27 protein-coding genes are annotated in these 24,824 nt (G+C 70.4%); 14 read left to right on the top strand and 13 right to left on the bottom strand.

All coding sequences use genetic code 11. The features are described 5' to 3' along the window. Window positions 1–35 precede the first annotated feature (35 nt). Entirely contained in the window at window positions 36–2,120 is a 2,085-nt protein-coding gene (gene gyrB / locus NBW76_RS02345) for a DNA topoisomerase (ATP-hydrolyzing) subunit B (protein WP_369797002.1), read from the bottom strand. A gap of 245 nt (window positions 2,121–2,365) precedes the next feature. On the opposite strand from gyrB, the gene NBW76_RS02340 reads away from it, so the two are divergent. After that, window positions 2,366–3,205: a phosphatase PAP2 family protein gene (locus NBW76_RS02340; RefSeq protein ID WP_055962458.1), complete on the top strand. Its 840-nt coding sequence runs from the start codon at window positions 2,366–2,368 to the stop codon at window positions 3,203–3,205. Window positions 3,206–3,231: 26 nt separating this feature from the next. Here the strand turns inward: NBW76_RS02340 and NBW76_RS02335 are convergent, their stop codons facing one another. From NBW76_RS02335 to dnaA, 5 genes are all read right to left on the bottom strand, one after another. Continuing rightward, the gene (locus NBW76_RS02335) at window positions 3,232–3,843 is read right to left on the bottom strand and encodes a DUF721 domain-containing protein (RefSeq protein WP_082482070.1); all 612 of its coding nucleotides are present in this window, start codon (window positions 3,841–3,843) and stop codon (window positions 3,232–3,234) included. A gap of 1 nt (window position 3,844) precedes the next feature. Further along, complete coding sequence (gene recF, locus NBW76_RS02330; protein WP_055962455.1) at window positions 3,845–4,978, bottom strand: DNA replication/repair protein RecF; 1,134 nt, start codon at window positions 4,976–4,978, stop codon at window positions 3,845–3,847. A 3-nt stretch (window positions 4,979–4,981) separates the two neighbouring features. Continuing rightward, window positions 4,982–5,902: a phosphogluconate dehydrogenase (NAD(+)-dependent, decarboxylating) gene (gnd, locus tag NBW76_RS02325; protein WP_055962451.1), complete on the bottom strand. Its 921-nt coding sequence runs from the start codon at window positions 5,900–5,902 to the stop codon at window positions 4,982–4,984. 45 nt (window positions 5,903–5,947) lie between these two features. Beyond that, a complete protein-coding gene (gene dnaN, locus NBW76_RS02320) occupies window positions 5,948–7,090 on the bottom strand; it encodes a DNA polymerase III subunit beta (RefSeq protein ID WP_055962449.1) in 1,143 nt (380 codons plus the stop codon). A 440-nt stretch (window positions 7,091–7,530) separates the two neighbouring features. Continuing rightward, a complete protein-coding gene (dnaA, locus tag NBW76_RS02315; RefSeq protein WP_056556868.1) occupies window positions 7,531–9,039 on the bottom strand; it encodes a chromosomal replication initiator protein DnaA in 1,509 nt (502 codons plus the stop codon). Between the two features lie 346 nt (window positions 9,040–9,385). Between dnaA and rpmH the strand changes: the two genes are divergently transcribed. The 8 genes from rpmH (at window position 9,386) to NBW76_RS02275 (ending at window position 14,201) form a co-directional block, all read left to right on the top strand. Then, the gene (gene rpmH / locus NBW76_RS02310) at window positions 9,386–9,523 is read left to right on the top strand and encodes a 50S ribosomal protein L34 (protein ID WP_055962443.1); all 138 of its coding nucleotides are present in this window, start codon (window positions 9,386–9,388) and stop codon (window positions 9,521–9,523) included. 3 nt (window positions 9,524–9,526) lie between these two features. Further along, complete coding sequence (gene rnpA, locus NBW76_RS02305) at window positions 9,527–9,910, top strand: ribonuclease P protein component (protein ID WP_082480388.1); 384 nt, start codon at window positions 9,527–9,529, stop codon at window positions 9,908–9,910. Further along, window positions 9,907–10,200 (top strand): membrane protein insertion efficiency factor YidD, encoded by a 294-nt coding sequence (gene yidD / locus NBW76_RS02300; RefSeq protein ID WP_082482071.1) that lies wholly within the window; start codon window positions 9,907–9,909, stop codon window positions 10,198–10,200. Before rnpA ends, yidD begins: the two co-directional genes overlap by 4 nt. Continuing rightward, on the top strand, window positions 10,185–11,156 hold the full coding sequence (yidC, locus tag NBW76_RS02295) for a membrane protein insertase YidC (protein ID WP_055962440.1): 972 nt from the start codon (window positions 10,185–10,187) through the stop codon (window positions 11,154–11,156). Before yidD ends, yidC begins: the two co-directional genes overlap by 16 nt. 7 nt (window positions 11,157–11,163) lie before the next feature. Next, window positions 11,164–11,637: a R3H domain-containing nucleic acid-binding protein gene (locus tag NBW76_RS02290; protein WP_055962437.1), complete on the top strand. Its 474-nt coding sequence runs from the start codon at window positions 11,164–11,166 to the stop codon at window positions 11,635–11,637. A gap of 55 nt (window positions 11,638–11,692) precedes the next feature. Further along, window positions 11,693–12,268: a 16S rRNA (guanine(527)-N(7))-methyltransferase RsmG gene (rsmG, locus tag NBW76_RS02285; RefSeq protein ID WP_235493076.1), complete on the top strand. Its 576-nt coding sequence runs from the start codon at window positions 11,693–11,695 to the stop codon at window positions 12,266–12,268. Window positions 12,269–12,399: 131 nt separating this feature from the next. Beyond that, on the top strand, window positions 12,400–13,302 hold the full coding sequence (locus NBW76_RS02280; RefSeq protein ID WP_055962430.1) for a ParA family protein: 903 nt from the start codon (window positions 12,400–12,402) through the stop codon (window positions 13,300–13,302). Then, window positions 13,299–14,201 (top strand): ParB/RepB/Spo0J family partition protein, encoded by a 903-nt coding sequence (locus NBW76_RS02275; protein WP_055962427.1) that lies wholly within the window; start codon window positions 13,299–13,301, stop codon window positions 14,199–14,201. The genes NBW76_RS02280 and NBW76_RS02275 overlap by 4 nt, the downstream gene beginning before the upstream one ends. Before the next feature lie 661 nt (window positions 14,202–14,862). On the opposite strand, the gene trxA is transcribed toward NBW76_RS02275, so the two are convergent. The 6 genes from trxA to NBW76_RS02245 form a co-directional block, all read right to left on the bottom strand. Then, window positions 14,863–15,186 (bottom strand): thioredoxin, encoded by a 324-nt coding sequence (gene trxA / locus NBW76_RS02270; RefSeq protein WP_055966076.1) that lies wholly within the window; start codon window positions 15,184–15,186, stop codon window positions 14,863–14,865. A 47-nt stretch (window positions 15,187–15,233) separates the two neighbouring features. Then, complete coding sequence (trxB, locus tag NBW76_RS02265; protein WP_056556873.1) at window positions 15,234–16,232, bottom strand: thioredoxin-disulfide reductase; 999 nt, start codon at window positions 16,230–16,232, stop codon at window positions 15,234–15,236. Between the two features lie 82 nt (window positions 16,233–16,314). After that, on the bottom strand, window positions 16,315–17,895 hold the full coding sequence (locus tag NBW76_RS02260) for a protein kinase family protein (RefSeq protein ID WP_055962418.1): 1,581 nt from the start codon (window positions 17,893–17,895) through the stop codon (window positions 16,315–16,317). A gap of 80 nt (window positions 17,896–17,975) precedes the next feature. Continuing rightward, window positions 17,976–18,413 (bottom strand): HNH endonuclease, encoded by a 438-nt coding sequence (locus NBW76_RS02255; protein WP_056556876.1) that lies wholly within the window; start codon window positions 18,411–18,413, stop codon window positions 17,976–17,978. A 76-nt stretch (window positions 18,414–18,489) separates the two neighbouring features. Further along, entirely contained in the window at window positions 18,490–18,828 is a 339-nt protein-coding gene (locus tag NBW76_RS02250; protein WP_055962411.1) for a hypothetical protein, read from the bottom strand. Between the two features lie 21 nt (window positions 18,829–18,849). After that, window positions 18,850–19,941, bottom strand: coding sequence for a YihY/virulence factor BrkB family protein (locus NBW76_RS02245; protein ID WP_056556880.1), 1,092 nt, complete (start codon window positions 19,939–19,941; stop codon window positions 18,850–18,852). Window positions 19,942–20,135: 194 nt separating this feature from the next. Here NBW76_RS02245 and NBW76_RS02240 point away from each other — a divergent pair, with 194 nt between their 5' ends. The 5 genes from NBW76_RS02240 to NBW76_RS02225 are packed head-to-tail and all read left to right on the top strand — an operon-like array spanning window position 20,136 to window position 24,201. After that, window positions 20,136–21,659, top strand: a complete 1,524-nt coding sequence (locus NBW76_RS02240) for a circularly permuted type 2 ATP-grasp protein (RefSeq protein ID WP_056557273.1) — start codon at window positions 20,136–20,138, stop codon at window positions 21,657–21,659. Further along, window positions 21,659–21,751 (top strand): alpha-E domain-containing protein, encoded by a 93-nt coding sequence (locus NBW76_RS16920; RefSeq protein WP_156364902.1) that lies wholly within the window; start codon window positions 21,659–21,661, stop codon window positions 21,749–21,751. The genes NBW76_RS02240 and NBW76_RS16920 overlap by 1 nt, the downstream gene beginning before the upstream one ends. Next, on the top strand, window positions 21,745–22,671 hold the full coding sequence (locus NBW76_RS02235) for an alpha-E domain-containing protein (RefSeq protein WP_056556882.1): 927 nt from the start codon (window positions 21,745–21,747) through the stop codon (window positions 22,669–22,671). Before NBW76_RS16920 ends, NBW76_RS02235 begins: the two co-directional genes overlap by 7 nt. Before the next feature lie 47 nt (window positions 22,672–22,718). Next, window positions 22,719–23,552: a transglutaminase family protein gene (locus tag NBW76_RS02230; protein WP_056557276.1), complete on the top strand. Its 834-nt coding sequence runs from the start codon at window positions 22,719–22,721 to the stop codon at window positions 23,550–23,552. Between the two features lie 22 nt (window positions 23,553–23,574). After that, window positions 23,575–24,201, top strand: coding sequence for a hypothetical protein (locus tag NBW76_RS02225; protein ID WP_056556885.1), 627 nt, complete (start codon window positions 23,575–23,577; stop codon window positions 24,199–24,201). Window positions 24,202–24,268: 67 nt separating this feature from the next. Here NBW76_RS02225 and NBW76_RS02220 read toward each other — a convergent pair whose 3' ends face one another. After that, window positions 24,269–24,691, bottom strand: a complete 423-nt coding sequence (locus tag NBW76_RS02220) for a hypothetical protein (protein WP_056556887.1) — start codon at window positions 24,689–24,691, stop codon at window positions 24,269–24,271. Between the last annotated feature and the right edge of the window lie 133 nt (window positions 24,692–24,824).

Genomic DNA, 24,824 nt, shown 5'->3' with positions numbered 1-24,824 from the left:
CACGGTGAGGGGCTGGGGCCACGCTGGCGGCCGGCCTAGATGTCGAGGAAGCGGACGTCCTTGGCGTTGCGCTGGATGAAGGAACGACGCTGCTCCACGTCCTCGCCCATGAGGATCGTGAACATCTCGTCGGCCATGGCACCGTCCTCGAGCGTCACCTGGCGCAGCACGCGCTGCGCCGGGTCCATCGTGGTGTCCCACAGCTCGGAGTCGTTCATCTCGCCCAGACCCTTGTAGCGCTGCACCGGGGCCTCCTTGGGCAGACGCTTGCCCGCCTCGGCGCCGGCCGCGAGCAGACCGTCTCGCTCGCTGTCGGTGTAGGCCAGCTCGTGGGGCGAGTTCGTCCACTTGATCCTGTACAGCGGCGGCTGTGCCAGGTACACGTGGCCGCCGTCGATGAGCGGCTTCATGAACCGGAACAGCAGCGTGAGCAGCAGGGTGGAGATGTGCTGGCCGTCGACGTCGGCGTCGGCCATCAGCACGATCTTGTGGTACCTCAGCTTGGCCATGTCGAAGTCGTCGTGGACGCCGGTGCCGAGCGCGCTGATGATCGCCTGGACCTCGGCGTTTTGCAGGATCTTGTCGATCCGGGCCTTCTCGACGTTGAGGATCTTGCCGCGCAGCGGGAGGATCGCCTGCGCGTACGGGTCGCGACCACCCTTGGCCGAACCGCCGGCCGAGTTGCCCTCGACGATGAAGATCTCGCACTCCTCGGGGTTGCGCGACTGGCAGTCGGCCAGCTTGCCCGGCAGACCACCGCCGCCCATGAGGCCCTTGCGGTTGCGGGCGAGGTCGCGCGCCTTGCGCGCGGCGAGACGTGCCGTGGCGGCGTCGATCGACTTGCGCACGATGACCTTGCCCTCGGCGGGGTTCTGCTCGAACCAGGCGCCGATGTAGTCGTTGACGACCGACTGCACGTAGGAGCGGGCCTCGCTGTTGCCCAGCTTGGTCTTGGTCTGGCCCTCGAACTGCGGCTCCTCCAGCTTGATGGAGACGATCGCGGTGAGGCCCTCGCGGATGTCCTCGCCCGAGAGGTTGTCGCTGGCCTTCTTGATGAGGCCCTGCGCGGTGGCGAACTTGTTGACCGTGGTGGTCAGCGCTGCCCGGAACCCCTCCTCGTGCGTGCCGCCCTCGTGGGTGTTGATCGTGTTGGCGAAGGTGTGCACCGACTCGGTGAAGGAGTCGTTCCACTGCATCGCGATCTCCAGCGACAGGCCCTTGGCCTCGTCCTCGGCCTCGATGGAGATGACCTCGCGATGGATCGGCGACTTGCTGCCGACGTTGATGTGCTCGACGTAGTCGACGAGTCCGCGGTCGTAGCGGAACTGCACCTCGCGCTCGATCTCGTCGACGACCGAGTCGTCGGCGGCGGCCTCGACGGCTGCGTCGCGGTCGTCGCGCAGCCGGATCTCGAGGCCCTTGTTGAGGAAGGCCATCTCGCGGAACCGCGTCTTGAGGGTGTCGAAGCTGTACTCGACGGAGTCGAAGATCTCGGCGTTCGCGTAGAAGGTCTGCGCCGTGCCCGTCTCGTCGGTGGCCTCGCCCTTCTCGAGCTCGGCCGTGGGCACGCCGTTGTCGAACGTCTGCCGCCAGACGAAGCCGTCGCGCTTGACCACCGTGTGCATGGTCGTGCTCAGCGCGTTGACCACGGAGATGCCGACACCGTGCAGACCGCCGGACACCTTGTAGCCGCCGCCGCCGAACTTGCCGCCGGCGTGCAGCGACGTGAGCACGAGCGTGACCGCGGGGATGCCCTCGGTGGGGTGGATGTCGACCGGGATGCCACGACCGTCGTCGACGACCTTGACGCCGCCGTCGGCCTGCAGCGTGACCTCGATGTGGGAGGCGTGACCGGCCAGGGCCTCGTCGACGGAGTTGTCGACGACCTCGTAGACCAGGTGGTGCAGGCCGCGCTCACCGGTGGAGCCGATGTACATGCCGGGGCGCTTGCGGACCGCCTCGAGGCCCTCGAGCACCTGGATGTTGCTGGCGTCGTAGGAGCCGGCCACCGGGCCGCCGCGCTGCAGGGCGGTTCCGCCGTCAGCAGCTCCACCCTCGTCCGTCACGGTGCCATCGGTCACGATGTCCTCGTTCGTCGGCGCTGAGTTCTCGGGAGTCACGGCGTCGTCTGGAGTTGTGGTCACCGAATCAGTATACGGGCGATTCTGTGGCTCCCAGCGCACTGTCCCCAGTGTCAGCCGCGGACTTTTCCCGCTCAGATGCCACTGGGAGGCCACAGAGCATGCCTGGGAGCCTCGCGCAGGGTGGTCACCCATGGCCCGATCGCCCGCCGGTCCTGTTCGAGCGTCTGCGGCCACTCTGGCGTCGTTCGACGGAGGTTGCAGCCATGCGTCATCGTTGAGCCATGGCGCTCACCGAACCCGACCCGACCACGGTACCGACGCCGCAGCGTCCGGTCCGCGGCTCCGCGGTGCGGGGTCCGGCCGCTCTCACGGCGGTCGCCGCCGTGGCCCTCGGGGGCGTCCTCGTCTGGTTCGTCCTGCTGACGCCGCTCGGCCAGCGCCTCGACGAGCGCGCCATGAACACCGTGGTCGCCGGGCGCGAGACCCAGCTGCAGGTGCTGAGCGTGCTCGGCTACGTCTCGATCGGTGCCATCGGGATCGTGTCGATCGTCTGCGTTGCGCTGGCGCTGTCGCGTGGACGGGTTCCCCTGGCGGTGGGGGCCCTGACGATCATCGCCGGGGCGAACGTCACGACGCAGGTGCTCAAGCACGTGCTGCTCCAGCGTGCCGACCTCGTCGACGGCGTCGTGGCGTCCAACAGCTTCCCGAGCGGCCACACCACCGTCATCGCCTCGGGCGTCGGAGCGCTGTGCCTGGTCTCCCCGCGGTGGATGCGCCCGCTCGTGGTCCCCGTCGGCGCGTTCGCCGTCGCCCTGACCGGAGCCTCGACCGTGGTCGCCGGCTGGCACCGTCCGTCCGACGTCGTGGGCGCCGTGCTGGTCACCACCGCGTGGACGGCCGCCGTCTCCGTGCTGCTGGGCAGCGACCACGAACGGGTCCCCGGCACCTGGCTGCTCGCCCTCGTCGGATCGATCGGTGCGATCGTCGCACTCGTCGCCATCGGTGTGCGCCCGTCGTACGGGTGGGACGGCTTCACCGACGCCGCGCTCGTGCTCGGCGCCCTGGGTGTGGCCCTCGGCCTCGGCGTCGCCGCGGCCAACCGGGTCACGCCGACGTCGTAGGGGCTGGCCAGCGGAGGTCGGTGACCTCACCCGTAGGTGTCGCGCGGGCCGCGACCCTTGACCGAGCGGAGGCCACGCTTCCACGACGGGGCCTGGGGACCGCGCACCTCGATGCGCAGGACCGAGCCGTCGCCGAGCTCCTCGTTCAGGCGTGCCACGAGGCGCGGGGCGAGCAGACGCAGCTGGGTGGCCCAAGCCGTGGAGTCCGTCTTCACGTGCACGATGCCGTCGGCGTACCCGTCGACGGCCGAGTGCGTGGCGATCTCCGGACCGACGATCGAGGCCCAGTCGGTGAAGACGCGTTGAGCCGAGAGACGTCCGTCCCAGCCCTGCTGGCGCACCAGGTCGCCCAGGGCGTCGGCCACCGACGACGGGTCCTCGCGACCCTTGCGCCGAGCCGGGGTGGAGCCGTGGACCCGACGCCGCCGTGGTCGAACCGGTGCGCCCGTGCCGCGGTAGGAGTCGGCGATCTCGCGCGCCAGGCCGAGCGGGTCCGGCTCGACCGCCCCGGTGTCCGGCCGATCGGGCGGGTCCGTGGGGGCGTGGTCGGCAGGACCGTCCGAGCCTAGGGTGGCCCTGTCGGGTGCGTCCTCGCCGGAGGTGTCGTCACCGGGGGCGTCGTCGTCCGGACCGCTCACGTCATGCTCCGGTGACCTGTCCGCCGTGGACGTCGAACCGCTGCCCGGCGAGCGCCTTGGGAACGTCCTCGGCCACGGCCGCGGTCACGAGCACCTGCTCGGCGTCGCCGACCAGCTCGGCGAGCTGCTCGCGCCGACCCTGGTCCAGCTCGGCGAAGACGTCGTCGAGGATCAGCACGGGGTCGTCGCCGTCGTCGTCGCGCAGGAGCGTGAACGACGCGAGCCGCAGGGCCAGGGCGAGCGACCACGACTCGCCATGGCTGGCGTAGCCCTTGGCGGGCAGGGTGCCGATGGCCAGCTCCACCTCGTCGCGGTGCGGACCGACGAGCGTGACCGCTCGGTCGAGCTCGTCGCGTCGACGCTCCTCGATGCCGGCGAGCAACGCCTCCCGGACCCCGGCGGGCGACTCGTCGTCGGCCGGGGTCGACGCACGGTAGAGGGCGGTGACGTCGCGCCGGTCGGCCGCCGCCTCGGTGGCCACCGTCCGGTACGAGTCGACGAGGAACGGTGCCAGGTCGTGCAGCAGCGCGATGCGCGCGGCCACCAGCTCACCACCCAGGGTCGCCAGCTTGTCGTCCCAGATATCAAGAGTCGACATGTCGACTTGTCGATTCGAGAACCGTCCACTGCGGGCGGACTTCAGCAGCGCGTTGCGCTGACGCAGGACCCGCTCGTAGTCGGCCTTCACGCCGGCGAGCCGCGGGGTGCGCAGCACGAGCAGTCCGTCGAGGAACCGGCGCCGGTCCGACGGGTCGCCCTTGACGAGCGCCAGGTCCTCGGGGGAGAAGGTCACCGTGCGCAGCACGCCGACCAGGTCGCGGGTGCGCGGCAGTGCGGCGCGGTTGACCCGGGCCCGGTTGGCCCGACCCGGCGTGATCTCCAGCTCCAGCAGCGCGGTCCGATCACCCCGCACGACCTCGGCCCGGACCACGGCGCGGTCCGTGCCGGCCCGCACCAGGGGCGTGTCCGACGAGACCCGGTGCGAGTCGAGCCGCGAGAGGTAGTCCACGGCCTCGACGAGGTTGGTCTTGCCCTGGCCGTTCGCCCCGATGAACGCGGTGGGTCCCGGCTCCAGAACGATCTCGACCTCGGGGTAGGACCGGAAGTCGTGCAGCGAGAGACGGGCGACGTGCATGCGTCAGGAGGGGCGTGCGTCCATGTCGGCCGGGTCGTGACCGGCCTCGGACGCAGCCTGCACGGCGTGACCACCGAACTGCTGACGCATGGCCGCGACGGCCTGCATGGCCGGCGACTCGTCCTGGCGCGACACGAACCGCGCGAAGAGCGACGCCGCGATCGTGGGTGCCGGGACCGCGTGGTCGATGGCCGCCTCGACGGTCCACCGTCCCTCACCGGAGTCCTCGGCGTAGCCGCGGATCTTCGACAGGCCGGGGTCGTCCTGCAGGGCCTTGACCAGGAGGTCGAGCAGCCACGAACGGACCACGGTGCCCACGCGCCACGAGTCGAAGACGTCGGTGACGTTGTCGACCAGCTCGGCCTTCTCGAGCAGCTCGAAGCCCTCGGCGTAGGCCTGCATCATGGCGTACTCGATGCCGTTGTGGACCATCTTGGAGAAGTGCCCCGCGCCGACGCTTCCCGCGTGGACGAAGCCGGACTCACCCTCGGGCTTGAGCACGTCGAACGCGGGCTGCACCTTCGCGATGTCGTGCGCGTCGCCACCGGCCATGAGCGCGTAGCCGTTCTCCAGGCCCCACACGCCGCCGCTCACGCCGCAGTCGACGTAGCCGATGCCCTTCTCGGCGGCCAGGGCCGCGTGCTTCTCGTCGTCGGTCCAGCGGGAGTTGCCGCCGTCGACGATGACGTCGCCCTCGCCGAGCAGCCCGATGAGCTCCTCGACCGTGGCGCGGGTGATCTCGCCCGAGGGCACCATCACCCAGACGACCTTGGGCGAGGGGAGCTCGGCGACGAGCGCCTCCAGCGAGTCGACGTCGGTGACGTCGGGGTTGCGGTCGTAGCCCGTGACGGTGACACCACCGTCGCGCAGCCGGGACCGCATGTTGCCGCCCATCTTGCCGAGTCCGACGAGTCCGAGGTGCATGGATCTCCCTCCCAGGAGTCGTGGTGTGCGAGGTGGTGGCGCAGGTCAGCCCTGCAGACGCACCGGCATGATCAGGTAGCGGAAGGCGCCGTCGGGTGAGTCGCCGATCTCGCGGACGCCCGAGATGGCGGCGGGCTTGGTGTGCTGGGTGAACGCGAGGTGCACGACCGGCTCCGACATGACGCCGAGCCCCTCGAGCAGGTAGCCGGGGTTGAACCCGATCGAGATGTCGGCACCGTCGATGGTGGCCTCGATCGACTCCGACGCCTGCGCCTCGTCGCCGCTGCCTGCCTCGAGGAGCACCTGGCCCTCGGAGAAGGTGAGCCGGACCGGGGTGTTGCGCTCGGCGACCAGCGACACGCGCTTGACGGCGTCGACCAGGTCGGACGTGCGTACGTACGCGACCGTCTCGGCCTGCGCCTGGAAGAGCTGACGCACCCGCGGGAAGTCACCCTCGAGCAGGCGGGTGGTGGTGCGGCGGGTGCCGTTGCCCACGGTGCCCTCGAAGCCGATGAGGCCGTCGCCGGCCTCGCCCGAGGAGATCGCGATCGTGATGTCGGAGCCCGACACCAGTGACCGCGCGGTCTCGCCGAGCACGCGGGCCGGCACCAGGGCGTGGCCGGAGGCGTCGCCCGCCTCGGGGAACCACTGCATCTCGCGCAGGCTCGCGCGGAACCGGTCGGTCGCCATCAGCGAGATGGTGGAGCCGTCGATCTCGAGCCGAACGCCGGTCAGCAGCGGCAGCATCTCGTCGCGGCCGGCCGCCGCACTGGCCTGAGCGACCGCGGTGGCGAACTCGTCGGCCTTGATCGTCCCGGACGAGCTGGGCATCTGGGGCAGCTGCGGGTACTCCTCGACCGGCATCGTCGACAGGCTGAACCGGGCACTGCCGCAGGAGACCTGGACCTTGGTGCCGTCGAGGCTGACGTCGATCGGCTTGGCCGGCAGCGACTTCACGATCTCGGCGAGCAGACGCCCCGAGACCAGCGCACGCCCGTCGTCGGCGACCTCGGCGGGCAGGGTCGCTCGCGTGGAGGTCTCGTAGTCGAAGCCCGACAGCGTGAGGCCGTCGCCGGACGTCTCCACGAGCAGGCCGGCGAGGACCGGCACGCTCGGCCGGGTGGGCAGGCTGCGCGCGGTCCACGCCACGGCGTCGGCGAACGTGTCGCGATCGATGCGGAATCTCAAGGATCGAGGCCTTTCGGGCATGAAGAGACTAGGACTGCATCTTGCCACGGACGCGGTGGGACAGGTAGGTCGGGAGAGCACGGGTTCGGCCGTCGGGTCGGTCGTCCACATCCCACCCCGCAGGACACTCTTGCGGAGCATCCGGACATGTAACTCTCTCGTCGTCGTCGTAGCCGGTGTGGATTCGGTGGACAACTGCCGTTCGTGCAGGTCAGATCGTCTGCGAGCCGGTGGACAGGCCTGTGCGTGGTCCGTGGACGGCCCCCGGTGCCCTGTGCAGCGCGTGGCGCCGTTCACATCTCGTTCACACGGACGTCGTGTGTGTCCACCTCGAGTCGAGACTTTCCCACAGAGTCGTCCCCAGGTGTGCATGAACGATGCGGGCGCAGCACGACGAGACCGACGCCCGTGGGGGCGGCGGCCGTGGAGGGGCGACCAGGTCAGTTCTGGCGAGCCTGCTGCTTGATGCGGTTCGTCAGCTCCGTGACCTGGTTGTAGACGGCGTGCTTCTCGGCCATGAGCTTGCGGATCTTGCGATCGGCGTGCATCACGGTGGTGTGGTCGCGGCCGCCGAAGTCGGCGCCGATCTTGGGCAGTGACATGTCGGTGAGCTCGCGGCACAGGTACATCGCGATCTGACGGGCGAGCACGAGGTCGCGGCTGCGGTTCGTGCCGCACAGCTCCTCGATGGAGAACTCCGAGTAGGCCGCGGTCTGGGCGAGGATCACGCCCGAGGTGATCTCGGGCTCCTCACCTTCGGCGACCAGGTCCTTGAGCACGATCTGCGCCAGCTGGAGGTCGACCGTGGTGCCCTGCAGGTTGGCGAAGGCCGTGGCGCGGATGAGGGCGCCCTCGAGCTCGCGGATGTTCGTCTGGACCTTGCTGGCGATGAACTCCAGCACGTCGGCCGGGGCGGTGAGCTTCTCGATGGCCGCCTTCTTGCGCAGGATCGCGATCCGCGTCTCGAGGTCCGGCGGCAGCATCTCGGTCTGCAGGCCCCACTCGAACCGGTTGCGCAGCCGCTCCTCGAGCGTGCGCAGGTTCTTGGGCGGGCGGTCCGACGTCATGACGATCTGCTTGTTGGCGTTGTGCAGCGCGTTGAACGTGTGGAAGAACTCGGTCTGCGTCGACTCCTTGTTCTCCAGGAACTGGATGTCGTCGACCAGGAGGACGTCGATCTCGCGGTACTTCTGGCGCAGCGCCGACGTGCGGTTCTCGCGGATCGCGTTGATCACGTCGTTGGTGAACTCCTCGCTGTTGACGTAGCGCACGCGCGAGGAGGGGTAGAGGTTCAGGACGTAGTGACCGATGGCGTGCAGCAGGTGGGTCTTGCCGAGGCCGGAGTCACCGTGGATGACGAGCGGGTTGTAGGCCTTGCCGGGCGCCTCGGCCGCGGCGACGGCGGCGGCGTGGGCGAAGCGGTTGGACGAGCCGATGACGAAGTTCTCGAAGAGGTAGCGCGCGTTGAGTCGTGCCTCGTGGACGCTCGTGCGTCGCTGGTGGGGGTCGGGCTCCTGGGCCCAGCTGGGCTTGAACTCGTCGGCGTCGATCTCCTCGACATCCTCGTCAGGGGCCTGGTTGACCAACGTCAGTGGATATGTCGACTTGTCGTCTTGTGGACTTCTCTCGACGGGAGCTCGCTGCTCGTCGGGCTGTGCCGTGGCAGCCGACGACTTCTCGCCCAGGGCCGGCTCGATCGTGACGACGAGGCGGACCTGCTCGCCGAGCTCTGCCGAGAGGGCGTGCTCCAGAGCGGGCCGCACCCGCGACTCCAGCTGCGCCCGGCTCAGGTCGTCGGGCACGCCGACGATGAAGATCCCGGGGTGCCGGCTGATCGGCTCGGCGTTGTAGACCCAGACCTTGGCGCCCATCGAGAGCGTGGACACCGCCTGCTCCCACGCGGCAGCGAGGTCGCCGACCTCATTGCTCGGCTCTGAGCCCTCGGTCATGCATCTCTCCCGGATGGTGGTGTGGTCCACAAGGTTTTCCACACGGTGTGCATCCAGCTCCCCGATGGCCGCGCGCTGTGGAAAAGTCGCAGACGGGCGACGCTAGCAGCGCGGCCAAGGCTCGATCAAGCGACTTCGGAACATTCGTGTGGATCGTGCGGCGTGTCGGTTGGACCAGCGTCAGCGTAGTGCCCTATGGGGTCAGTTTGACCGTCGTCCGGCGCCCCCGTACCGTGGAGCAGTCGTGCAACACGACCGTTGCCGCATGCCCACGGATCGAGATCCTCACCGCGGGCGAGCGGTGGCCGTCGATCCCCGGCCCGAAACGTCGAAGGACCTGATTCTCGTGAGCAAGCGTACGTACCAGCCGAACAACCGCCGTCGCGCCAAGAAGCATGGCTTCCGCCTCCGCATGCGCACCCGCGCGGGGCGCTCCATCCTGGCCAACCGCCGCCGCAAGGGCCGCGCGAAGCTGTCTGCCTGAGCCGTGCTCCGACGGGCCCACCGCATGCGTGAGGCAGGTGACTTCAAGGTCGCCGTCCGTCGCGGGGCGAAGGCCTCGACGCCGACCCTCGTCGCGCATCTCTCGATCGGAACCGACGGAGACACCTCCGTCGGTTTCGTCGTGTCCAAGGCCGTCGGTCCCGCCGTGGTGCGCAACCGGGTGAAGCGTCGACTGCGCCATCTGGTGGCGCCTCACCTGGTCGGTGGCACGCCGGCGTCGGTGCCGCAGGGCTCCAAGCTGGTCGTGCGTGCCCTGCCGGCGTCGGCCCGTGCCGACAGCGTGCGGCTCGGTACCGATCTCGACCTCGCGCTGACCACGGTCGTGCGCAAGGCCGAGCAGCGGATGCCGGCCGGAGCCGGTCGATGAGGACCGTGCTGGTGGCCCTGCTGAAGGCGTATCGTTTCGCGATCAGCCCGTTGTACGGCCAAGTGTGCCGGTACTACCCGACCTGCTCGGCCTATGCTCTCGAGGCCGTCGAGACGCACGGTGCGCTGCGCGGTTCCTGGATGGCGGCACGTCGAGTCGGACGCTGCCACCCGTGGGCCGCCGGCGGCGTCGACCCGGTCCCCCCGCACCGTGGGTCGGGCACCCCTGATTCTCTCGCCGTCACGACGGCGACCACCCCCACCCCTGGAGAACCATGTTCGACTTCCTAGGCTCGATCGGCTCGGCCATCATGACGCCGCTGTACTACGCGGTGTCCGGCATCCTGCTGGTCTGGCACGAGCTGTTCACCCGGATCGGGCTCGACCCCGCCGGTGGCTGGTCGTGGGCACTCGCGATCGTCGGCCTCACCGTGACGATCCGCGCCCTGCTGATCCCGCTCTTCGTCAAGCAGATCAAGAGCAGCCGCAACATGCAGCTGCTGCAGCCGCACATCAAGGAGCTGCAGAAGAAGTACGGGCACGACCGGGAGCGTCTCGCCCAGGAGCAGATGAAGCTCTGGAAGGAGCACAACACCAACCCGTTCGCCTCGTGCCTCCCGCTCCTGCTGCAGATGCCGGTCTTCTTCGCCCTGTTCCGGGTGATCGACCAGGCGGCGAAGAACGGTGCCGAGGGCGCCCGCGGCTTCATGACCGAGAAGCTCGCCGAGCAGCTGCAGGACGCGATCTTCCTCGGCGGGCGCATCGCCGACACGCTCGTGAACGCCACGCACGTCGAGACGCGCATCATCGCCATCGTCATGGTGATCACGATGTGCGCCACGCAGTTCCTGACGCAGCGCCAGCTGATGAGCAAGAACATGCCGCCCGACGCTCTGTCCGGCCCGTACGCCCAGCAGCAGAAGATGCTGCTCTACGTTCTGCCGTTCGTCTTCGCGATCGGTGGTGTGGCGTTCCCCGTGGGTGTGCTCATCTACTGGACCACGTCGAACTTCTGGACCATGGGCCAGCAGTTCTACGTCATCCGCAACAACCCCGCTCCTGGCACCCCGGCCTTCAAGGCCAAGCAGGAGCGCGACGTGAAGCATGGCAAGAACGTGGCCGAGGATCCTCTGAAGGAGCTGGAGAAGCCGCACCCCGGCGTGACGCGCAACCAGCCCAAGAAGCAGACCCGCAACCAGCGTGTGTCGGGATCGCGACCCAGCCCGAACAAGAAGAAGAGGAAGTGACCGGCGCATGACGGATGCAGACAAGCTCGAGGCCGAGGGCGACATCGCTGCGGACTTCCTGGAGGAGCTGCTGGACATCGCGGACCTGGACGGCGACATCGACATGGACGTGGAGAACGACCGCGCGTCGGTCTCGATCGTCGGTGGCGACCTGGACCAGCTGGTCGGCCGTGACGGCGAGGTGTTGGAGGCCCTGCAGGAGCTGACGCGTCTCGCGGTGTACCGCGAGACCGGCGAGCGCAGCCGACTCATGCTCGACATCGGCGGTTTCCGCTCGCAGCGTCGTACCGCTCTGGAGTCCGTGGCTGCCGGTGCCATCGAGCGGGTCCGCGCCGGCGAGCCGAGCGTCGCTCTCGACCCGATGAGCCCGTTCGAGCGCAAGGTCGTCCACGACGCCGTTGCGGCAGCCGGCCTGGTCAGCGAGTCCGAGGGCGCCGATCGTTCGCGCCACGTCGTGGTCCTGCCAGCATCGGACGACTGATCTCCGGATGACTGTTTCACGTGAAACACCCCCGCCGCCGCCCGTGGCTGCGGGGGTGTTCCATGACCAGCTGCCGTTGGTCTCCCGGTACGCCGGCATCCTCGCGTCCGACGGTGTCGAGCGGGGGATGATCGGACCCCGCGAGGTGCCCCGTCTCTGGGACCGCCACCTCGTGAACAGCGGCGTCGTGCTGCCTCGCCTCCCCCAGGGAGCCACCGTGGCCGACGTCGGCTCCGGCGCCGGGCTGCCGGGTCTCGTGTGGGCCATCGGCCGACCCGACCTGCAGGTCACGCTGGTCGAGCCGCTGCTGCGTCGCACGACCTTCCTGGACGAGGTCGTGGCGGAGCTCGACCTGACGAACGTGAGGGTGGTGCGCTCGCGTGCGGAGGACGTCGACGAGACCTTCGACGTCGTGACCGCGCGCGCCGTGGCCGCTCTGGAGAAGCTGGCGAAGTGGTGCATGCCCCTGGTGAAGCCGGGAGGGGTGCTTCTGGCACTGAAGGGGCAGTCGGCGCCCGATGAGCTGGAGAGTGCGAAGCGCACCCTCGGACGCCTCGGTGCCACCGATACGCTGATCCGGACGTACGGTGAGGTCGAGGTCCCGACGACGGTGGTGGAGGTGACGAAGTGAACGCCCATGACGGTGAAAGCGGCCTCGGCGGCGTTTCACGTGAAACACACCCCCTGCGCGGCATCTCTGAGCAGGCCAGCCCGGCATCGAGCTACGCCACCACGGCAGCCGAGACGGCCGCAGCGACGCCGATGCCTGACGACTCGACACCTCTGGCCCGTGAGGCCCAGGACCACGTGGACCTGGCGCGCCGGGCGCGCAGCACGAGTCAGCTGCCGCGCCCGTCGTCGACCCGCGTCTTCGTCGTCGCGAACCAGAAGGGTGGCGTCGGCAAGACGACCACCGCGGTGAACGTGGCCGCGGCGCTGGCGCAGAAGGGTCTGCGCATCCTCGTGGTCGACCTCGATCCGCAGGGCAACGCCTCGACCGCTCTCGACATCCCGCACAGCGAGGGCACACCGGGGGTCTACGAGGCCCTCGTGGAGGACGTGCCGATGAGCGACCTGGTGCAGCGCGCACCCCAGCTCGAGGGACTGACCGTCCTGCCGGCCACCATCGACCTCGCCGGCGCCGAGATCGAGCTCGTCTCGCTCGTGGCGCGCGAGACGCGGCTGAAGCGGGCTCTCGAGACCCATCTCGAGGAGCGTGAGCGCGCGGGGGACCGCATCGACTACGTGATCATCGACTGCCCGCCGTCCCTGGGTCTGCTCACGGTGAACGCCCTGGTGGCGGCACGCGAGGTGCTCATCCCGATCCAGTGCGAGTACTACGCGCTCGAGGGTCTGGGTCAGCTGGTGCGCAACATCGAGCTCGTGCGCGCCCACCTGAACCAGCGGCTGGAGATCTCGACCATCCTGCTGACCATGTACGACGCCCGCACCCGCCTGTCGGCCGGCGTCGCCGAGCAGGTGCGCGAGCACTTCGGCCCGAAGGTGCTGGCCACGGCGATCCCGCGCTCGGTGCGCATCTCCGAGGCGCCCAGCTACCAGCAGACGGTCCTCACCTACGATCCCGGCTCGTCCGGGGCGTTGTCGTACCTCGAGGCGGCCCGCGAGATCGCGCAGGCCGCGCACACCAGCGAAGGGGATGCATGATGGCACCACGCCGTGGACTCGGACGAGGTCTGGAGTCGCTGATTCCCTCGACCCCCGCTGAGGCAGAGGCGTCGGGCCTGAAGGAGGTCGCGGGGGCGCGGTTCGCCGAGCTGCCCCTGGACTCCATCGTGGCGAACCCCCGCCAGCCGCGTCAGGTCTTCGACGAGCAAGACATGTCCGAGCTCGTGCACTCCATCAAGGAGGTCGGCCTGCTCCAGCCCGTGGTCGTGCGGGAGGTGTCCCCGGGCTCGTTCGAGCTGATCATGGGCGAGCGCCGGTGGAGGGCGAGCCGCCTCGCCGGCCTCGACACCATCGGCGCCATCGTGCGGGACACGACCGACGAGGACCTCCTGCGCGACGCGTTGCTGGAGAACCTGCACCGCTCGCAGCTGAACCCGTTGGAGGAGGCCGCCGCGTACCAGCAGCTCCTCGAGGACTTCGGCTGCACCCAGGAGGAGCTGGCCGACCGGATCGGTCGCTCACGTCCCCAGGTCACCAACACGCTGCGTCTGATGAAGCTGCCGCCCGCGGTCCAGCGTCGCGTGGCGGCCGGTGTGCTCTCGGCGGGTCATGCTCGTGCGCTGCTCTCGGTGGGCAACCCCGAGGTGCAGGACCGGCTGGCCGCCCGGGTGGTTGCCGAGGGCATCTCGGTGCGTGCGCTCGAGGAGATCGTGAAGTTCGGCGACTCCGAGGACCAGGCCACGTCACGCTCGCGCACGCAGGGCCGCACGGTGACGGCACCGCGCCTCGCCGACCTGGCCTCGCGCCTGTCCGAGCGCTACGACACCCGGGTGAAGGTCGACCTCGGCAAGTCCAAGGGCAAGATCACCGTGGAGTTCGCGACGGTCGACGACCTCGAGCGCATCGTGGCCATGATGGACCCGCCGCGGAACCACTGATCAGCAGATCAGAGAGCATACAAATCGACAAATCGACAAATCGTTTTAGCGTTTCGTTGACTCGATGATCAGCGTTCGTCGTCGCCAGTCGCTACGGCGCTGGGGTGGGCTCTCAGTTGCGGCTGCGTCGCTGTGGCTCCTCCTCGACCCGCGCTCGGAGGGGCCTCGACCGGCGGCGGGGTGCAGGCTCGGGCGGGCTCGCGGAGCGCGGCCTGGGTGACGCAACGTTCTGCGTTCGCGCGTGAGGGAGCAAAGGATGCTGCGTTCGCTACGAGATCCCGTCGCGAACGCAGCACCGTTCGATCTTCTGCGCACAAAGGCAGAATCCTGCGTCCCGGTGGGCGGGGGTGGGCAGTGATTCTTCTTCGTCGTGGACCGTTCCGCACGAAGGGAGGACCTCTGCCCGCACGGGCCCCTGGCCGCGCCCCGCAGACCCAGCCGGCACGAGACCGCTGCTCCGGTCGAGGCCCTTTCGGAGACCACCCTCACTCGCAGTCACAGCGGCGCAGCAGCACGCGAAGACCCACCCGCAGAGACGCAGCACCACGCGAGACCCAGCCCAGCGCCCACCAGGTACGGGCCCACGCGTCCTCGAGGAACGACGAAGCCCCGGCGCGGTGCACCGGGGCTTCGTGACGTCAGGCGCACAGGCGCCTACGGGTCAGGCGTACTCGGACAGCTCGCCGAGGATGGCCGACTTGGGGCGGACGCCGACGATCGACTTCACGACCTCGCCCTTGTAGTAGAGGTTCATCGTCGGCAGGCCGGTGACCCGGTACTGCGACGGGGTGACGGGGTTCGCGTCGGCGTCCATCTTGACGATGGTGAGCGCCTCGCCCTTCTCGGCGGCGATCTCCTCGAGGATCGGGGCGAGCTGGCGGCACGGGCCGCACCAGCTGGCCCAGAAGTCGACGAGCACGGGGCCGTCGGCCTTGAGGACCTTCTCGTCGAAGTCGGCGTCGGTGACGGGGGTGATGTCAGGCATGGGGTTCTCCTTCAGCAGGTGGGGTCGGTGGTCGGTGGGCGTGCAGGTCACTCGGCGTACTGGGCCATGGCGACGTCGGGAGTGGGCAGTCCGGCCTGCTCCATGTCGGCGAGGAACCGCTCGGCGTCGAGCGCGGCCGAGCAGCCGGTGCCGGCGGCGGTGATGGCCTGGCGGTAGGTGTGGTCGACGAGGTCGCCCGCGGCGAACACACCGGGCAGGTTGGTCGCGGTGCTGCCGGGCTTCACCAGCACGTAGCCCTCGTCGTCGAGGTCGACCTGGCCGGTGAGCAGCTCCGAGCGCGGGTCGTGGCCGATGGCGATGAACAGGCCCGTGGCGTCGAGGTCGCGGGTCTCGCCGGTGACCGTGTCGCGCAGGGTGATCTTCTCGAGCCGGCCCTCGCCGTGCAGCTCGGCGACCTCGGAGTTCCAGGCGAACTCGATCTTGTCGTTGGCGATGGCGCGGTCCTGCATGATCTTCGACGCGCGCAGCTCGTCGCGACGGTGCACGAGCGTGACCTTGGAGGCGAAGCGGGTGAGGAAGGTGGCCTCCTCGACGGCGGAGTCGCCGCCGCCGACGACCACGATGTTCTGCTCGCGGAAGAAGAAGCCGTCGCACGTGGCGCACCAGCTGACGCCGTGGCCGGACAGCTCGTCCTCACGGTCGACGCCGAGCTTGCGGTAGCCCGAGCCCATGGCCAGCACGACCGCGTGGGCGCGGTAGGTGCTGCCGTCGGCCAGGCTCACGGTCTTGACGTCGCCGGTGAGGTCGACCTCGGTGACGTCGTCGGAGATCAGCTCGGCACCGAAGCGCTCGGCCTGAGCACGGAAGTTGTCCATGAGCGCCGGGCCCATGATGCCCTCGGGGAAGCCGGGGAAGTTCTCGACCTCGGTGGTGTTCATGAGGGCACCGCCGGCAGTGACCGAGCCCTCGAACACGAGCGGCTCCAGGTTGGCGCGCGCCGCGTACACCGCTGCGGTGTAGCCGGACGGGCCGGAGCCGATGATGATGAGGTTGCGGACGCCATCGGTGGACGACTGAGTACTCATGGATGCCTTCTCGTAGACGGGTCTCTCCCTGCTCCAACGCAGTCTAGGTGCCGAACATTCCAGGCACCGCCGACAGCACGGGTCAGCGTCGGCCCTGCACGGTGACCTCGCGCACCTCGCCCTGGAAGTCGCCGGGCCTGACCTCGGGGAGCCGGGTGAGCCACAGGACGATCCGCCGGGTGTAGGTGCCCTCGGGGAAGCTCACGGTGACGTCGCTGCCGAGGTCGTCGAGCGCCGCGATGCGCTGCAGGTCGGCGAGCCGGGTGGGAACCTCGCCGCCAGGGCTGGAGGCGTACACCGACAGCGACGTGCCGGCACCACCGAGGAGCACGCGCACCGACTCGACCTCGCGCGGGCCGCCGAGGTCGAGCACCAGCCCGACGCCGTCCTTGAGGCCGCCCAGGTCGGCGCGGTTGAAGTAGGTCGTGGTGCGCCAGGCGGTGTCGGGGTCCCCGTCGACGGCCAGCGGCACCTCCTCGGGGTTCTCCTCGCCGTCCTCTCCCTGGGGGTCGAGGTCCTGGACGTCGACCACGGGCAGCGTCTCGACCGCGGCGCGGTCCCCACCGGGGGTGGTGCCCGCGACGGGGGCGTCCTCGTCGGTGGACCGACCCACCACGAAGGCCAGGCCGGCAGCGATCAGGAGCACCATGACGATGCCGGCGAGCACCAGCTTGCGGTCACCGGTCGACGTCGCCCGCCGGGCGCGGGAGACGCCCCGCTCGAAGGTCGTGGGCGGAGCAGGCTCGAAGGCCTTGGGCCGTCGGCGCGGCGGCTCCAGGCCCGGGGGTGGCCCGGCCGGCACGATCACCGGGTCGAGCCGCAGCAGGTCGGGCGACGAGATGTGCAGCGGGCTCGGGTCGTCGACCTCCGACTCGTCCTCACCGGTCAGGCGCAGGGCCCGGGCGATGTCCGCGGCCGTGCGCAGCGGGGTGCGGTGGTGCATCGGTGGACGGCCGAGGATCCGGTCGCACACGGCGTCGACGTCGCGCGAGACGCCGGCCCTCACCTGCCGGGGGCGCAGGAGCCGTCCGTGCTCGACGGGCGCCGACCTCAGGCCGTCGACGGGAACCCCGGGCCACCGGCTCACCAGGCAGGCGTAGAGCAGCTTGCCCAGGGCCTCGACGTCCATCTGCTCGTAGGCCTGCAGGTCGTCGAAGGTGTCACGGTGGCCGGCGGGCGCGAGAGCGGTGGCCACCCCCAGACCCACGATCCGCACGGCACCGGTCTGCTTGAGCAGCACGTGGTGCGGGGTCAGACGTCGGTGGAAGAGGTTCTTCTCGTGCGCGTGGGCCAGCGCCTCGGCGACCTCGGCGACGACCGTGGCAGCACGACGGTTGGGCAGCGCCGACTGCCGCAGCAGCTGGTCGAGGGGGAACGCCCGCGCCCACTCCCGGACGATGACGTGGTGGTCGTGGTCGGACTCCACGAGGTCCAGCACCCGCAGGAACCGCGGGTCGGTGACGGTGGTCGACTGCCGGGCGGCCTCGAGGAAGTTGTCGGCTCGCGGGTCGGTGCTCGGGAGCATCTCGATGCCGACGTTGCGCGCCAGCACGGTGTCGTGAGCGCGCCACGTGGTGGAGCCGAGCTTCTCGGTGACGAGGTCCTGCAGCACGTAGCGTCCGTCGAGCTCGTCACCGGCCCCCAGGGCCCGCCGCTCGGTCATCGCCACCTCTTCCGTGTGCGCTCCCATCGTAGGACGCGGCACCTGGCCCGGTGGACGCCACGCAGCGACGGGACGACCGGTCAGCCGACGAGGAAGCCCGGTGGGGGGACGGCGGGGGTGACGAGCAGCGTCATGCCGGCCTCGGCAGGGGTCCGGTCGGCCTTGCGGTGGTTGCACCGCAGGCACGCGGCCACGGCGTTCTCCCAGGTGAGCGTGCCCCCACGGCTGCGCGGGACGATGTGGTCGACGGTCTCGGCCCGGCCACCGCAGTAGCCGCACATCTTGTCGCGCGCCTTGACGGCCGACTTGGTGCACAGGTGACCCCGACGGTGCCGCCAGCGGGCCACCACGTAGCGCACCAGCCGCAGCACCTTGGGCTTGGGGAACGGGCCGAACGTGCCCTCGTCCTCCTCCTCGATGACCGCCACCTCGCGCACGAGCATCTTGATGGCGTGGCGCAGCGAGACGCGTTGCAGCGGCTCGTAGCTGGCGTTGAGGACGAGCACGTGGTCGGCCATGGGCGCACCCTTTCCGCGACCAGGGTAGCCGCCGCGCCCGACACCGGGGGGTGAAGACTTCGTGTCGGGTGGGTGGTCAGAGCACCCAGAACAGCCCGGCCGCCGAGGGCACGAGCGAGACGAGCGCCCACGGCCAGGAGAGGTAGGGCGTCGCGGCGAGGATGGCGCGGGTCGCGATGCTGATGCCGACGGCGAGCAGGGCGGACATGACCACCAGCACGATCGCACCGCTTCGTCGGTCCTGGCCGGCGATGACCTCGGCCACCACCACGAGGCCGATGACGCCGTGGATCGCCACGACGAAGAAGCAGATGGCGGTCGTACGACGGCGCACCTTCTGCAGCGCGGCCGTCTCCTCGGCACTCATGGTGCGGGACACCGTGCGCCGGACGTCGCCCTCGGCCTGGTCGTTCACAGGCCCAGGGTACGACCCGGCTCAGTCGTCGCGCGTGGACCGGCCGAGGAGGCCTCCGAGCAGGGCGCCCAGGCCGAACCCGACGGCCAGGGGCCGCACGTAGCCGACGTCGGCCGGCTCGACCTCGACCACGTCGTCCTCGACCCACGCCCCGTCGTCGTCGGCGACCCGGTCGCGCCCGTCCTCGCCGAGGCCCGCGCCTTCCAGCGCAGCGATCTCGGCCAAGGTCTCCTCATCGGTGCAGGCCCACGAGACGCCGTACATCACGAGCCGGGAGAAGTAGTAGATCCACACGACCAGGGTCAGCGCGATCGCGAGCGACGCGACGGGCACCGAGCTGGCGCCACGGAGGATCAGGCTGGCGAACTGCTTGATCAGCTCGAAGCCGACCGCCGAGAACAGTGCCCCGCGCCAGAGGGCGGCGCCCAGGAGGTCGGGCTTCGGCAGCAGGCGGAAGATGGCCCAGAACAGCAGGGTGCTGACCGCCACGCCGACCGCGACCGACAGCAGAGTGAGCAGCACGGCGCCGAGCGGCCCGGGCAGCCCGACCGCGTCGAGGATCGTCGACCCGAGCGCGACCGGCAGACCACCGATCGACACCGACGCCACGAGCACGAGCCCCAGGACCACGAGGGTCACGAGGTCGGTTCCCTTGGCCTTGACGATGTTGCCGGCCTCGGTGGTGGGCAGGTCGAGCATCTGGTTGAGGCCGTCGCGCAGTCCGCTGACCCAGTTGAGCCCCGCGTAGAGCGCCGTGGCCAGACCGATCGTGTAGATGGCCGGGGCGTTGGAGGCGATGTCGGACAGGGCGATGCGCCCGGGCGCGGGATCGACCGACACGATCCCCGGCAGCACCCCGCTGAGGGCGTCGACGAAGTCCTGCTGGGCGTCGGGGTAGACCTCGGCGAGCTGGCCGACGACCGCGAACGAGACCGCCAGGAGCGGGAAGAAGCTGAGGAACCCGAAGTAGGTGGCGCCACCGGCGGCCAGGTTCCCGCGGCGCTGGCCGTAGTGGTCGAGCATCCGGATCACGTGGGCCAGGAACGGGCTCGCCGCGGCGATGCGCTCCTTGATGCCGGGCTTCTCGTGCGGTCCGCCCCCGTCGTCGCTCATGCTCCGACCCTAGGAGTCCTGGAGGTCCGGTGCGACTCGGTGGGCGCGAGCCGGATCCCCTGCGGGGGTGCACGGGGCGCCGGGGTCCGCTAGACAGGAGACGAAACATGACCGACACCTCCTCTGCCTAGGGTGGCCACGTGAGCGACGCGCACCTCTTCGACGGCTACGGGCCCGTGGCCGGGTTCGACGAGATGTTCGACGCCGACAGCCTGCGCAACGAGTACGCGCGGGTGCACTCCGCCTTCTCGCAGATGGGCAACGAGGAGATCCGCTCGAGGGCGGAGTCGCTCGCGTCGGCCTACCTCGACCAGGGCGTCACGTTCGGCGTCGGGGGCGAGGAGCGGCCGTTCCCGCTCGACATCGTCCCCCGGATCATCGAGGCGGCCGACTGGGCGCACGTCGACACGGGCGTGCGGCAGCGGGTCAAGGCCCTCGAGGCGTTCCTGGCCGACGTCTACGGCCCCGGCGAGGTGTTCACCGACGGCGTCGTCCCGCGCGAGACGGTGCTGACGTCGCCGCACTACCACCGCGTCGTGGCCGGGCTGGAGCCTCCCAACGGGGTGCGGGTGCACATCTCCGGCATCGACCTCATCCGCGACGGCGACGGCCGGTTCCGGGTGCTGGAGGACAACTGCCGCGTGCCGTCGGGCGTCTCGTACGTGATGACGAACCGGCCGGCCATGTCCGCCGCGCTGCCGGAGGTCTTCGCCGACCACCGCATCCGCCCGGTGCAGCAGTACTCGCGCAACCTGCTCGCCGCGCTGCGGGCGTCGGCACCGTCGGGCGTGAGCGACCCGAACGTCGTGGTGCTCACCCCGGGCGTCTACAACTCCGCCTACTTCGAGCACACCCTGCTCGCGCGCACGATGGGCGTCGAGCTGGTCGAGGGTCGCGACCTGGTCTGCCAGCAGGGCCGCGTGTCCATGCGCACCACCCGCGGCCTGGAGCCGGTGCACGTCATCTACCGGCGCATCGACGACGAGTACCTCGACCCCATGCAGTTCGTCCCCGAGTCGGTGCTCGGCGTCCCCGGTCTCGTGAACGCGGCCCGCGCGGGCAACGTGACGATCGCCAACGCCGTGGGCAACGGCGTGGCCGACGACAAGCTGATCTACACGTACGTCCCCGACCTCATCCGCTACTACCTGGGCGAGGACCCCATCCTCTCCAACGTCGACACCTGGCGCCTTGGCGACGTCGACCAGCGCGAGGAGGTCCTCGACCGGCTCGACGAGCTGGTCCTCAAGCCGGTGGACGGGTCCGGCGGCAAGGGCATCGTCATCGGTCCGGCGGCGTCGGCCGAGGAGCTCGACGAGCTGCGCGGCAAGATCCACGCGGACCCGCGTGCGTGGATCGCCCAGCCGGTCGTGTCGCTGTCCACCGTCCCGACGCTCGTGGACCAGGGCATCCGGCCCCGGCACGTCGACCTTCGTCCGTTCGCGGTCAACGACGGCGACGACGTGTACGTGCTGCCCGGCGGCCTCACGCGCGTGGCCCTGCCCGAGGGCGAGCTGATCGTGAACTCCTCGCGCGGCGGCGGCTCCAAGGACACGTGGGTGCTGGCCGACCCGTTCACGCCCGCCGACCCGAAGGACACGGTCGACGAGGACGACGACGTGCCGGACAAGAAGCCCAAGCGGTCCGCCCAGACGCAGACCCAGGACGGGCAGTCCCAGTCCCAGGGTGGCCAGTCCCAGATCGGTGGAGGTGCCTGATGCTGAGCCGCATCGCCGAGTCGTTGTTCTGTATCGGCCGCTACCTCGAGCGCGCCGACGACCCCCAGCGAGAGGTGGCGGGCGGATGTTGAGTCGCATCGCCGAGTCGTTGTTCTGGATCGGCCGCTACCTCGAGCGCGCCGACGACACCGCGCGCATCCTCGACGTCCAGCTGCAGGTGCTGGTCGAGGACCCGGCCATCGACGAGGCCGCGTCGTGCGAGCAGCTGCTGAGCGTCATGGGCGTCGAGGACTACGCCGGGTCGATCAACCGGTGGACGATCCTCGACCTGCTGGCGCACAACGTCGACTCGCCGAGCTCGATCGCCGCGGCGATCACCGCCGCGCGCGAGGGCGCCCGAGGTGCGCGCGAGACGTTGTCGACCGACATCTGGGCCTCGATCAACACCATGTGGCGCGGGCTGCCGTCGGCACGCACGAAGCGTCCGCCGGACATGTTCGCGTGGGTGCGCAACCGCACGGCCATGATCAACGGCATCGCCGACGGCACCATGCCGCGCGACGAGGGCTGGAACTTCTTCGTGCTCGGCCGCAGCATCGAGCGGGTCGACATGACCGCTCGGCTGCTCTCGACCGCGGCGCTCGCGTCGGACACGCAGGTCGCGTGGCCGACGACGTTGCGCGCGTGCGGGGCCTACGAGGCGTTCATCCGGGCGTACCGCGGGCTCGAAGGCGACCGCCAGGCGGCGGAGTTCCTGCTGCTGGACCGCTGGTTCCCGCGGTCGGTGGTCTCGGCGCTCATGGAGGCCGAACGGGCGCTCAGCCGGCTCGAGGCGCGGGGCCAGCGGTCCGGGTTCGGCGACGAGGCGCAACGTCTGCTCGGTCGGGCGCGCACCGAGCTGGAGTACCGGCCCCTGGCCGAGATCGTCGAGGCGATGCCGATCGAGATGGAGCGGCTCCAGCGCACCTGCGGAGCGGCCAGCGAGGCGGTCTCGGCGCGGTACTTCTCGCACTCGGAGAACCACGCGTGGACGGGAGGGGTGGCGCTGTGAACGGTCAGCTCCAGTCCCAGACGCAGGGCGGTGGCTCGGGTCGGCCCATGCAGCTGCGCATCCGTCACGTCACCGGCTTCACGTACGACGAGGGCGCGGCGGCCTCCTACAACGAGGCGCGCCTGACGCCGCTGACGACGCCCGACCAGTTCGTGCTGCGCTCCCGCATCGAGGTCACCCCCACGGCGTGGTCGCAGGAGTACCGCGACTACTGGGGCACCGTGGTCACGGCGTTCGAGGTGCACGAGCCGCACGATGCGCTCACGGTGGTCGCGACGTCGACGGTCGAGAGCACCCCGCACCCGGTCGACGAGCCGACCGTGGGGTGGGACGCCCTGCCGGCCGTGGCCGACGAGTGGTGCGAGTTCCTGGTGCTCGACGACTGGGTCCGGCCCGACGTCGCCCTCGAGTCACAGCTCGACGGCCTGCGGGCCGGCTCGGCCACGCCGGGCGAGTACGCGGACGCGGTCTTCGGACTCGTGCACGACCACCTGCGCTACCTGCCGGGTGCGACCGTCGTGTCCACCACGGCCGCCGAGGCGTGGCAGGCCGGTGCGGGCGTCTGCCAGGACCTCGCGCACGTGACGGTCGGCGCACTGCGACGGGCGGGCATCCCGGCCCGGTACGTGTCGGGCTACCTGCACCCCGCGTCCGAGCCGGTCGTGGGCGAGACGGTGCAGGGCGAGTCGCACGCGTGGATCGAGTACTGGGACGGCGACTGGCGCGGCTACGACCCGACCAACGCCGTGGTGCCCGGAGAGCGGCACGTGCTCGTGGCCCGCGGACGCGACTACTCCGACAGCACCCCGCTGCGCGGCATCTACTCCACGCAGGGGGAGTCCGAGCTGTTCGTCTCGGTCGAGATCACGCGCCTGCGTTGAGCCCCGGGCGTACGTTCGGCCCATGGCACTCCTGCACGGCGGCGCGCAGATCCGTCCGACGAAGCCCGAGGTCCTCGCGACCTACCTCGCGGACCGACCCTGGGCGAGCGATGGCGAGATCGAGGTCCTCGGCGCCTACCGGCTGGAGGATCCCGACGGCGAGGTCGGCCTCGAGACGCACCTCGTCCGCACCGCTGACGGCACGGTCGTGCAGGTGCCGCTGACCTACCGGGGTGCGCCGCTGGCCGGTGCCGACCCGTATCTCGTGGCCACCATGGAGCACTCGGTGCTCGGCCCGCGCTGGGTGTACGACGGGTGCGGCGACCCCGTCCACGTGGCGGCGCTCGCGGCGTCCGTCCTCGCCGGTGGCACCCAGGCCGAGCTGGTGCGCGAGCTCCCGGACGGCTCGTCGAGCGTCGTCGACCCGTCGGTCCGGGTGCGTGGGACCGGCCACGAGGCCCACCCGGGGTCGGTGGGGCTGGTCGACGTGCGCGAGGAGGGTGACGTGACCGTCGTGGTCACCTCCGTCGGCGACCTGCTCGTGCGGCGAGTGCTCGACGAGGCGGTGCCCGAGGGCGGACCGGTCCTCGAGGGTACGTGGCCGGGTGTGGAGCAGCCGGTCCCGCTCGTGGTGCTGCGCCCTCACTGATCGGTCCCGCCTGATCGTTGCCGCCAGACCGGCCGGGACCTCGGTCCGGGCTCGTCGGCGTCGGGGGTCAGACGCCGGTGTTGAGCGGGGTGGTCTCGGCTCCGGGCCGGTCCCGGCCGGGCATCGACGAGGCGGAGCCGGCGACCACCAGGAGCGCGGCGAGCGCGAGCGCAGCCGTGGACGAACCGAGGTCGACCATCGAGTCGATCGCGTCGGGAGCGCCACCGACCGCGTTGTCGTGCCCGAACCCGCGCAGCCAGGCGAGCCACGCGACGATCGCACCCGCGGAGCCGACGGTGGTCAGGGCCACGGCGGCCGTGCGGGCCGACCGGGCGGCCGACGGCTGGGCGAGGACGGCGAGCATGGCCACGCCGATGAGGCCGACGCCCCACGGGGTCGGCAGCACCAGGAGCGGCGCCTTGCCCAGCGCCGCGGCGGCGACGAGCGCGACGGCGCAGACGCCGAGCATCACCCCGATCACCGTCTTCATGGGTCCAGGGTGACGGGTCGGGGACGATACGTCACGTCGAGTCGGAACCCGTTCCACCCGGCCGGTCCCTCCGTTTCGGACGGTTGCGGGGCATGGGCGACACCCCGAGTGCCCCGGACGTGTCCGAGACGCA

The organism is Aeromicrobium sp. Leaf245 (genome assembly GCF_942548115.1).
Classification (GTDB): Bacteria; Actinomycetota; Actinomycetes; order Propionibacteriales; family Nocardioidaceae; genus Aeromicrobium.
The sequence above is the reverse complement of the archived record's forward strand: the minus strand, read 5'-3'. Positions and strand labels throughout refer to the sequence as shown.

What these genes read in the sequence shown, in the direction of transcription:
- NBW76_RS02340 (WP_055962458.1), top strand. Translation starts at nt 2,366, where the DNA reads ATGGCGCTCACCGAACCCGACCCGACCACGGTACCGACGCCGCAGCGT.
- recF (WP_055962455.1), bottom strand. Translation starts at nt 4,978, where the DNA reads ATGCACGTCGCCCGTCTCTCGCTGCACGACTTCCGGTCCTACCCCGAG.
- gnd (WP_055962451.1), bottom strand. Translation starts at nt 5,902, where the DNA reads ATGCACCTCGGACTCGTCGGACTCGGCAAGATGGGCGGCAACATGCGG.
- dnaA (WP_056556868.1), bottom strand. Translation starts at nt 9,039, where the DNA reads ATGACCGAGGGCTCAGAGCCGAGCAATGAGGTCGGCGACCTCGCTGCC.
- yidD (WP_082482071.1), top strand. Translation starts at nt 9,907, where the DNA reads ATGAGGACCGTGCTGGTGGCCCTGCTGAAGGCGTATCGTTTCGCGATC.
- yidC (WP_055962440.1), top strand. Translation starts at nt 10,185, where the DNA reads ATGTTCGACTTCCTAGGCTCGATCGGCTCGGCCATCATGACGCCGCTG.
- NBW76_RS02290 (WP_055962437.1), top strand. Translation starts at nt 11,164, where the DNA reads ATGACGGATGCAGACAAGCTCGAGGCCGAGGGCGACATCGCTGCGGAC.
- NBW76_RS02280 (WP_055962430.1), top strand. Translation starts at nt 12,400, where the DNA reads ATGCCTGACGACTCGACACCTCTGGCCCGTGAGGCCCAGGACCACGTG.
- NBW76_RS02275 (WP_055962427.1), top strand. Translation starts at nt 13,299, where the DNA reads ATGATGGCACCACGCCGTGGACTCGGACGAGGTCTGGAGTCGCTGATT.
- trxA (WP_055966076.1), bottom strand. Translation starts at nt 15,186, where the DNA reads ATGCCTGACATCACCCCCGTCACCGACGCCGACTTCGACGAGAAGGTC.
- trxB (WP_056556873.1), bottom strand. Translation starts at nt 16,232, where the DNA reads ATGAGTACTCAGTCGTCCACCGATGGCGTCCGCAACCTCATCATCATC.
- NBW76_RS02260 (WP_055962418.1), bottom strand. Translation starts at nt 17,895, where the DNA reads ATGACCGAGCGGCGGGCCCTGGGGGCCGGTGACGAGCTCGACGGACGC.
- NBW76_RS02255 (WP_056556876.1), bottom strand. Translation starts at nt 18,413, where the DNA reads ATGGCCGACCACGTGCTCGTCCTCAACGCCAGCTACGAGCCGCTGCAA.
- NBW76_RS02245 (WP_056556880.1), bottom strand. Translation starts at nt 19,941, where the DNA reads ATGAGCGACGACGGGGGCGGACCGCACGAGAAGCCCGGCATCAAGGAG.
- NBW76_RS02240 (WP_056557273.1), top strand. Translation starts at nt 20,136, where the DNA reads ATGTTCGACGCCGACAGCCTGCGCAACGAGTACGCGCGGGTGCACTCC.
- NBW76_RS16920 (WP_156364902.1), top strand. Translation starts at nt 21,659, where the DNA reads ATGCTGAGCCGCATCGCCGAGTCGTTGTTCTGTATCGGCCGCTACCTC.
- NBW76_RS02235 (WP_056556882.1), top strand. Translation starts at nt 21,745, where the DNA reads ATGTTGAGTCGCATCGCCGAGTCGTTGTTCTGGATCGGCCGCTACCTC.
- NBW76_RS02230 (WP_056557276.1), top strand. Translation starts at nt 22,719, where the DNA reads ATGCAGCTGCGCATCCGTCACGTCACCGGCTTCACGTACGACGAGGGC.
- NBW76_RS02225 (WP_056556885.1), top strand. Translation starts at nt 23,575, where the DNA reads ATGGCACTCCTGCACGGCGGCGCGCAGATCCGTCCGACGAAGCCCGAG.
- NBW76_RS02220 (WP_056556887.1), bottom strand. Translation starts at nt 24,691, where the DNA reads ATGAAGACGGTGATCGGGGTGATGCTCGGCGTCTGCGCCGTCGCGCTC.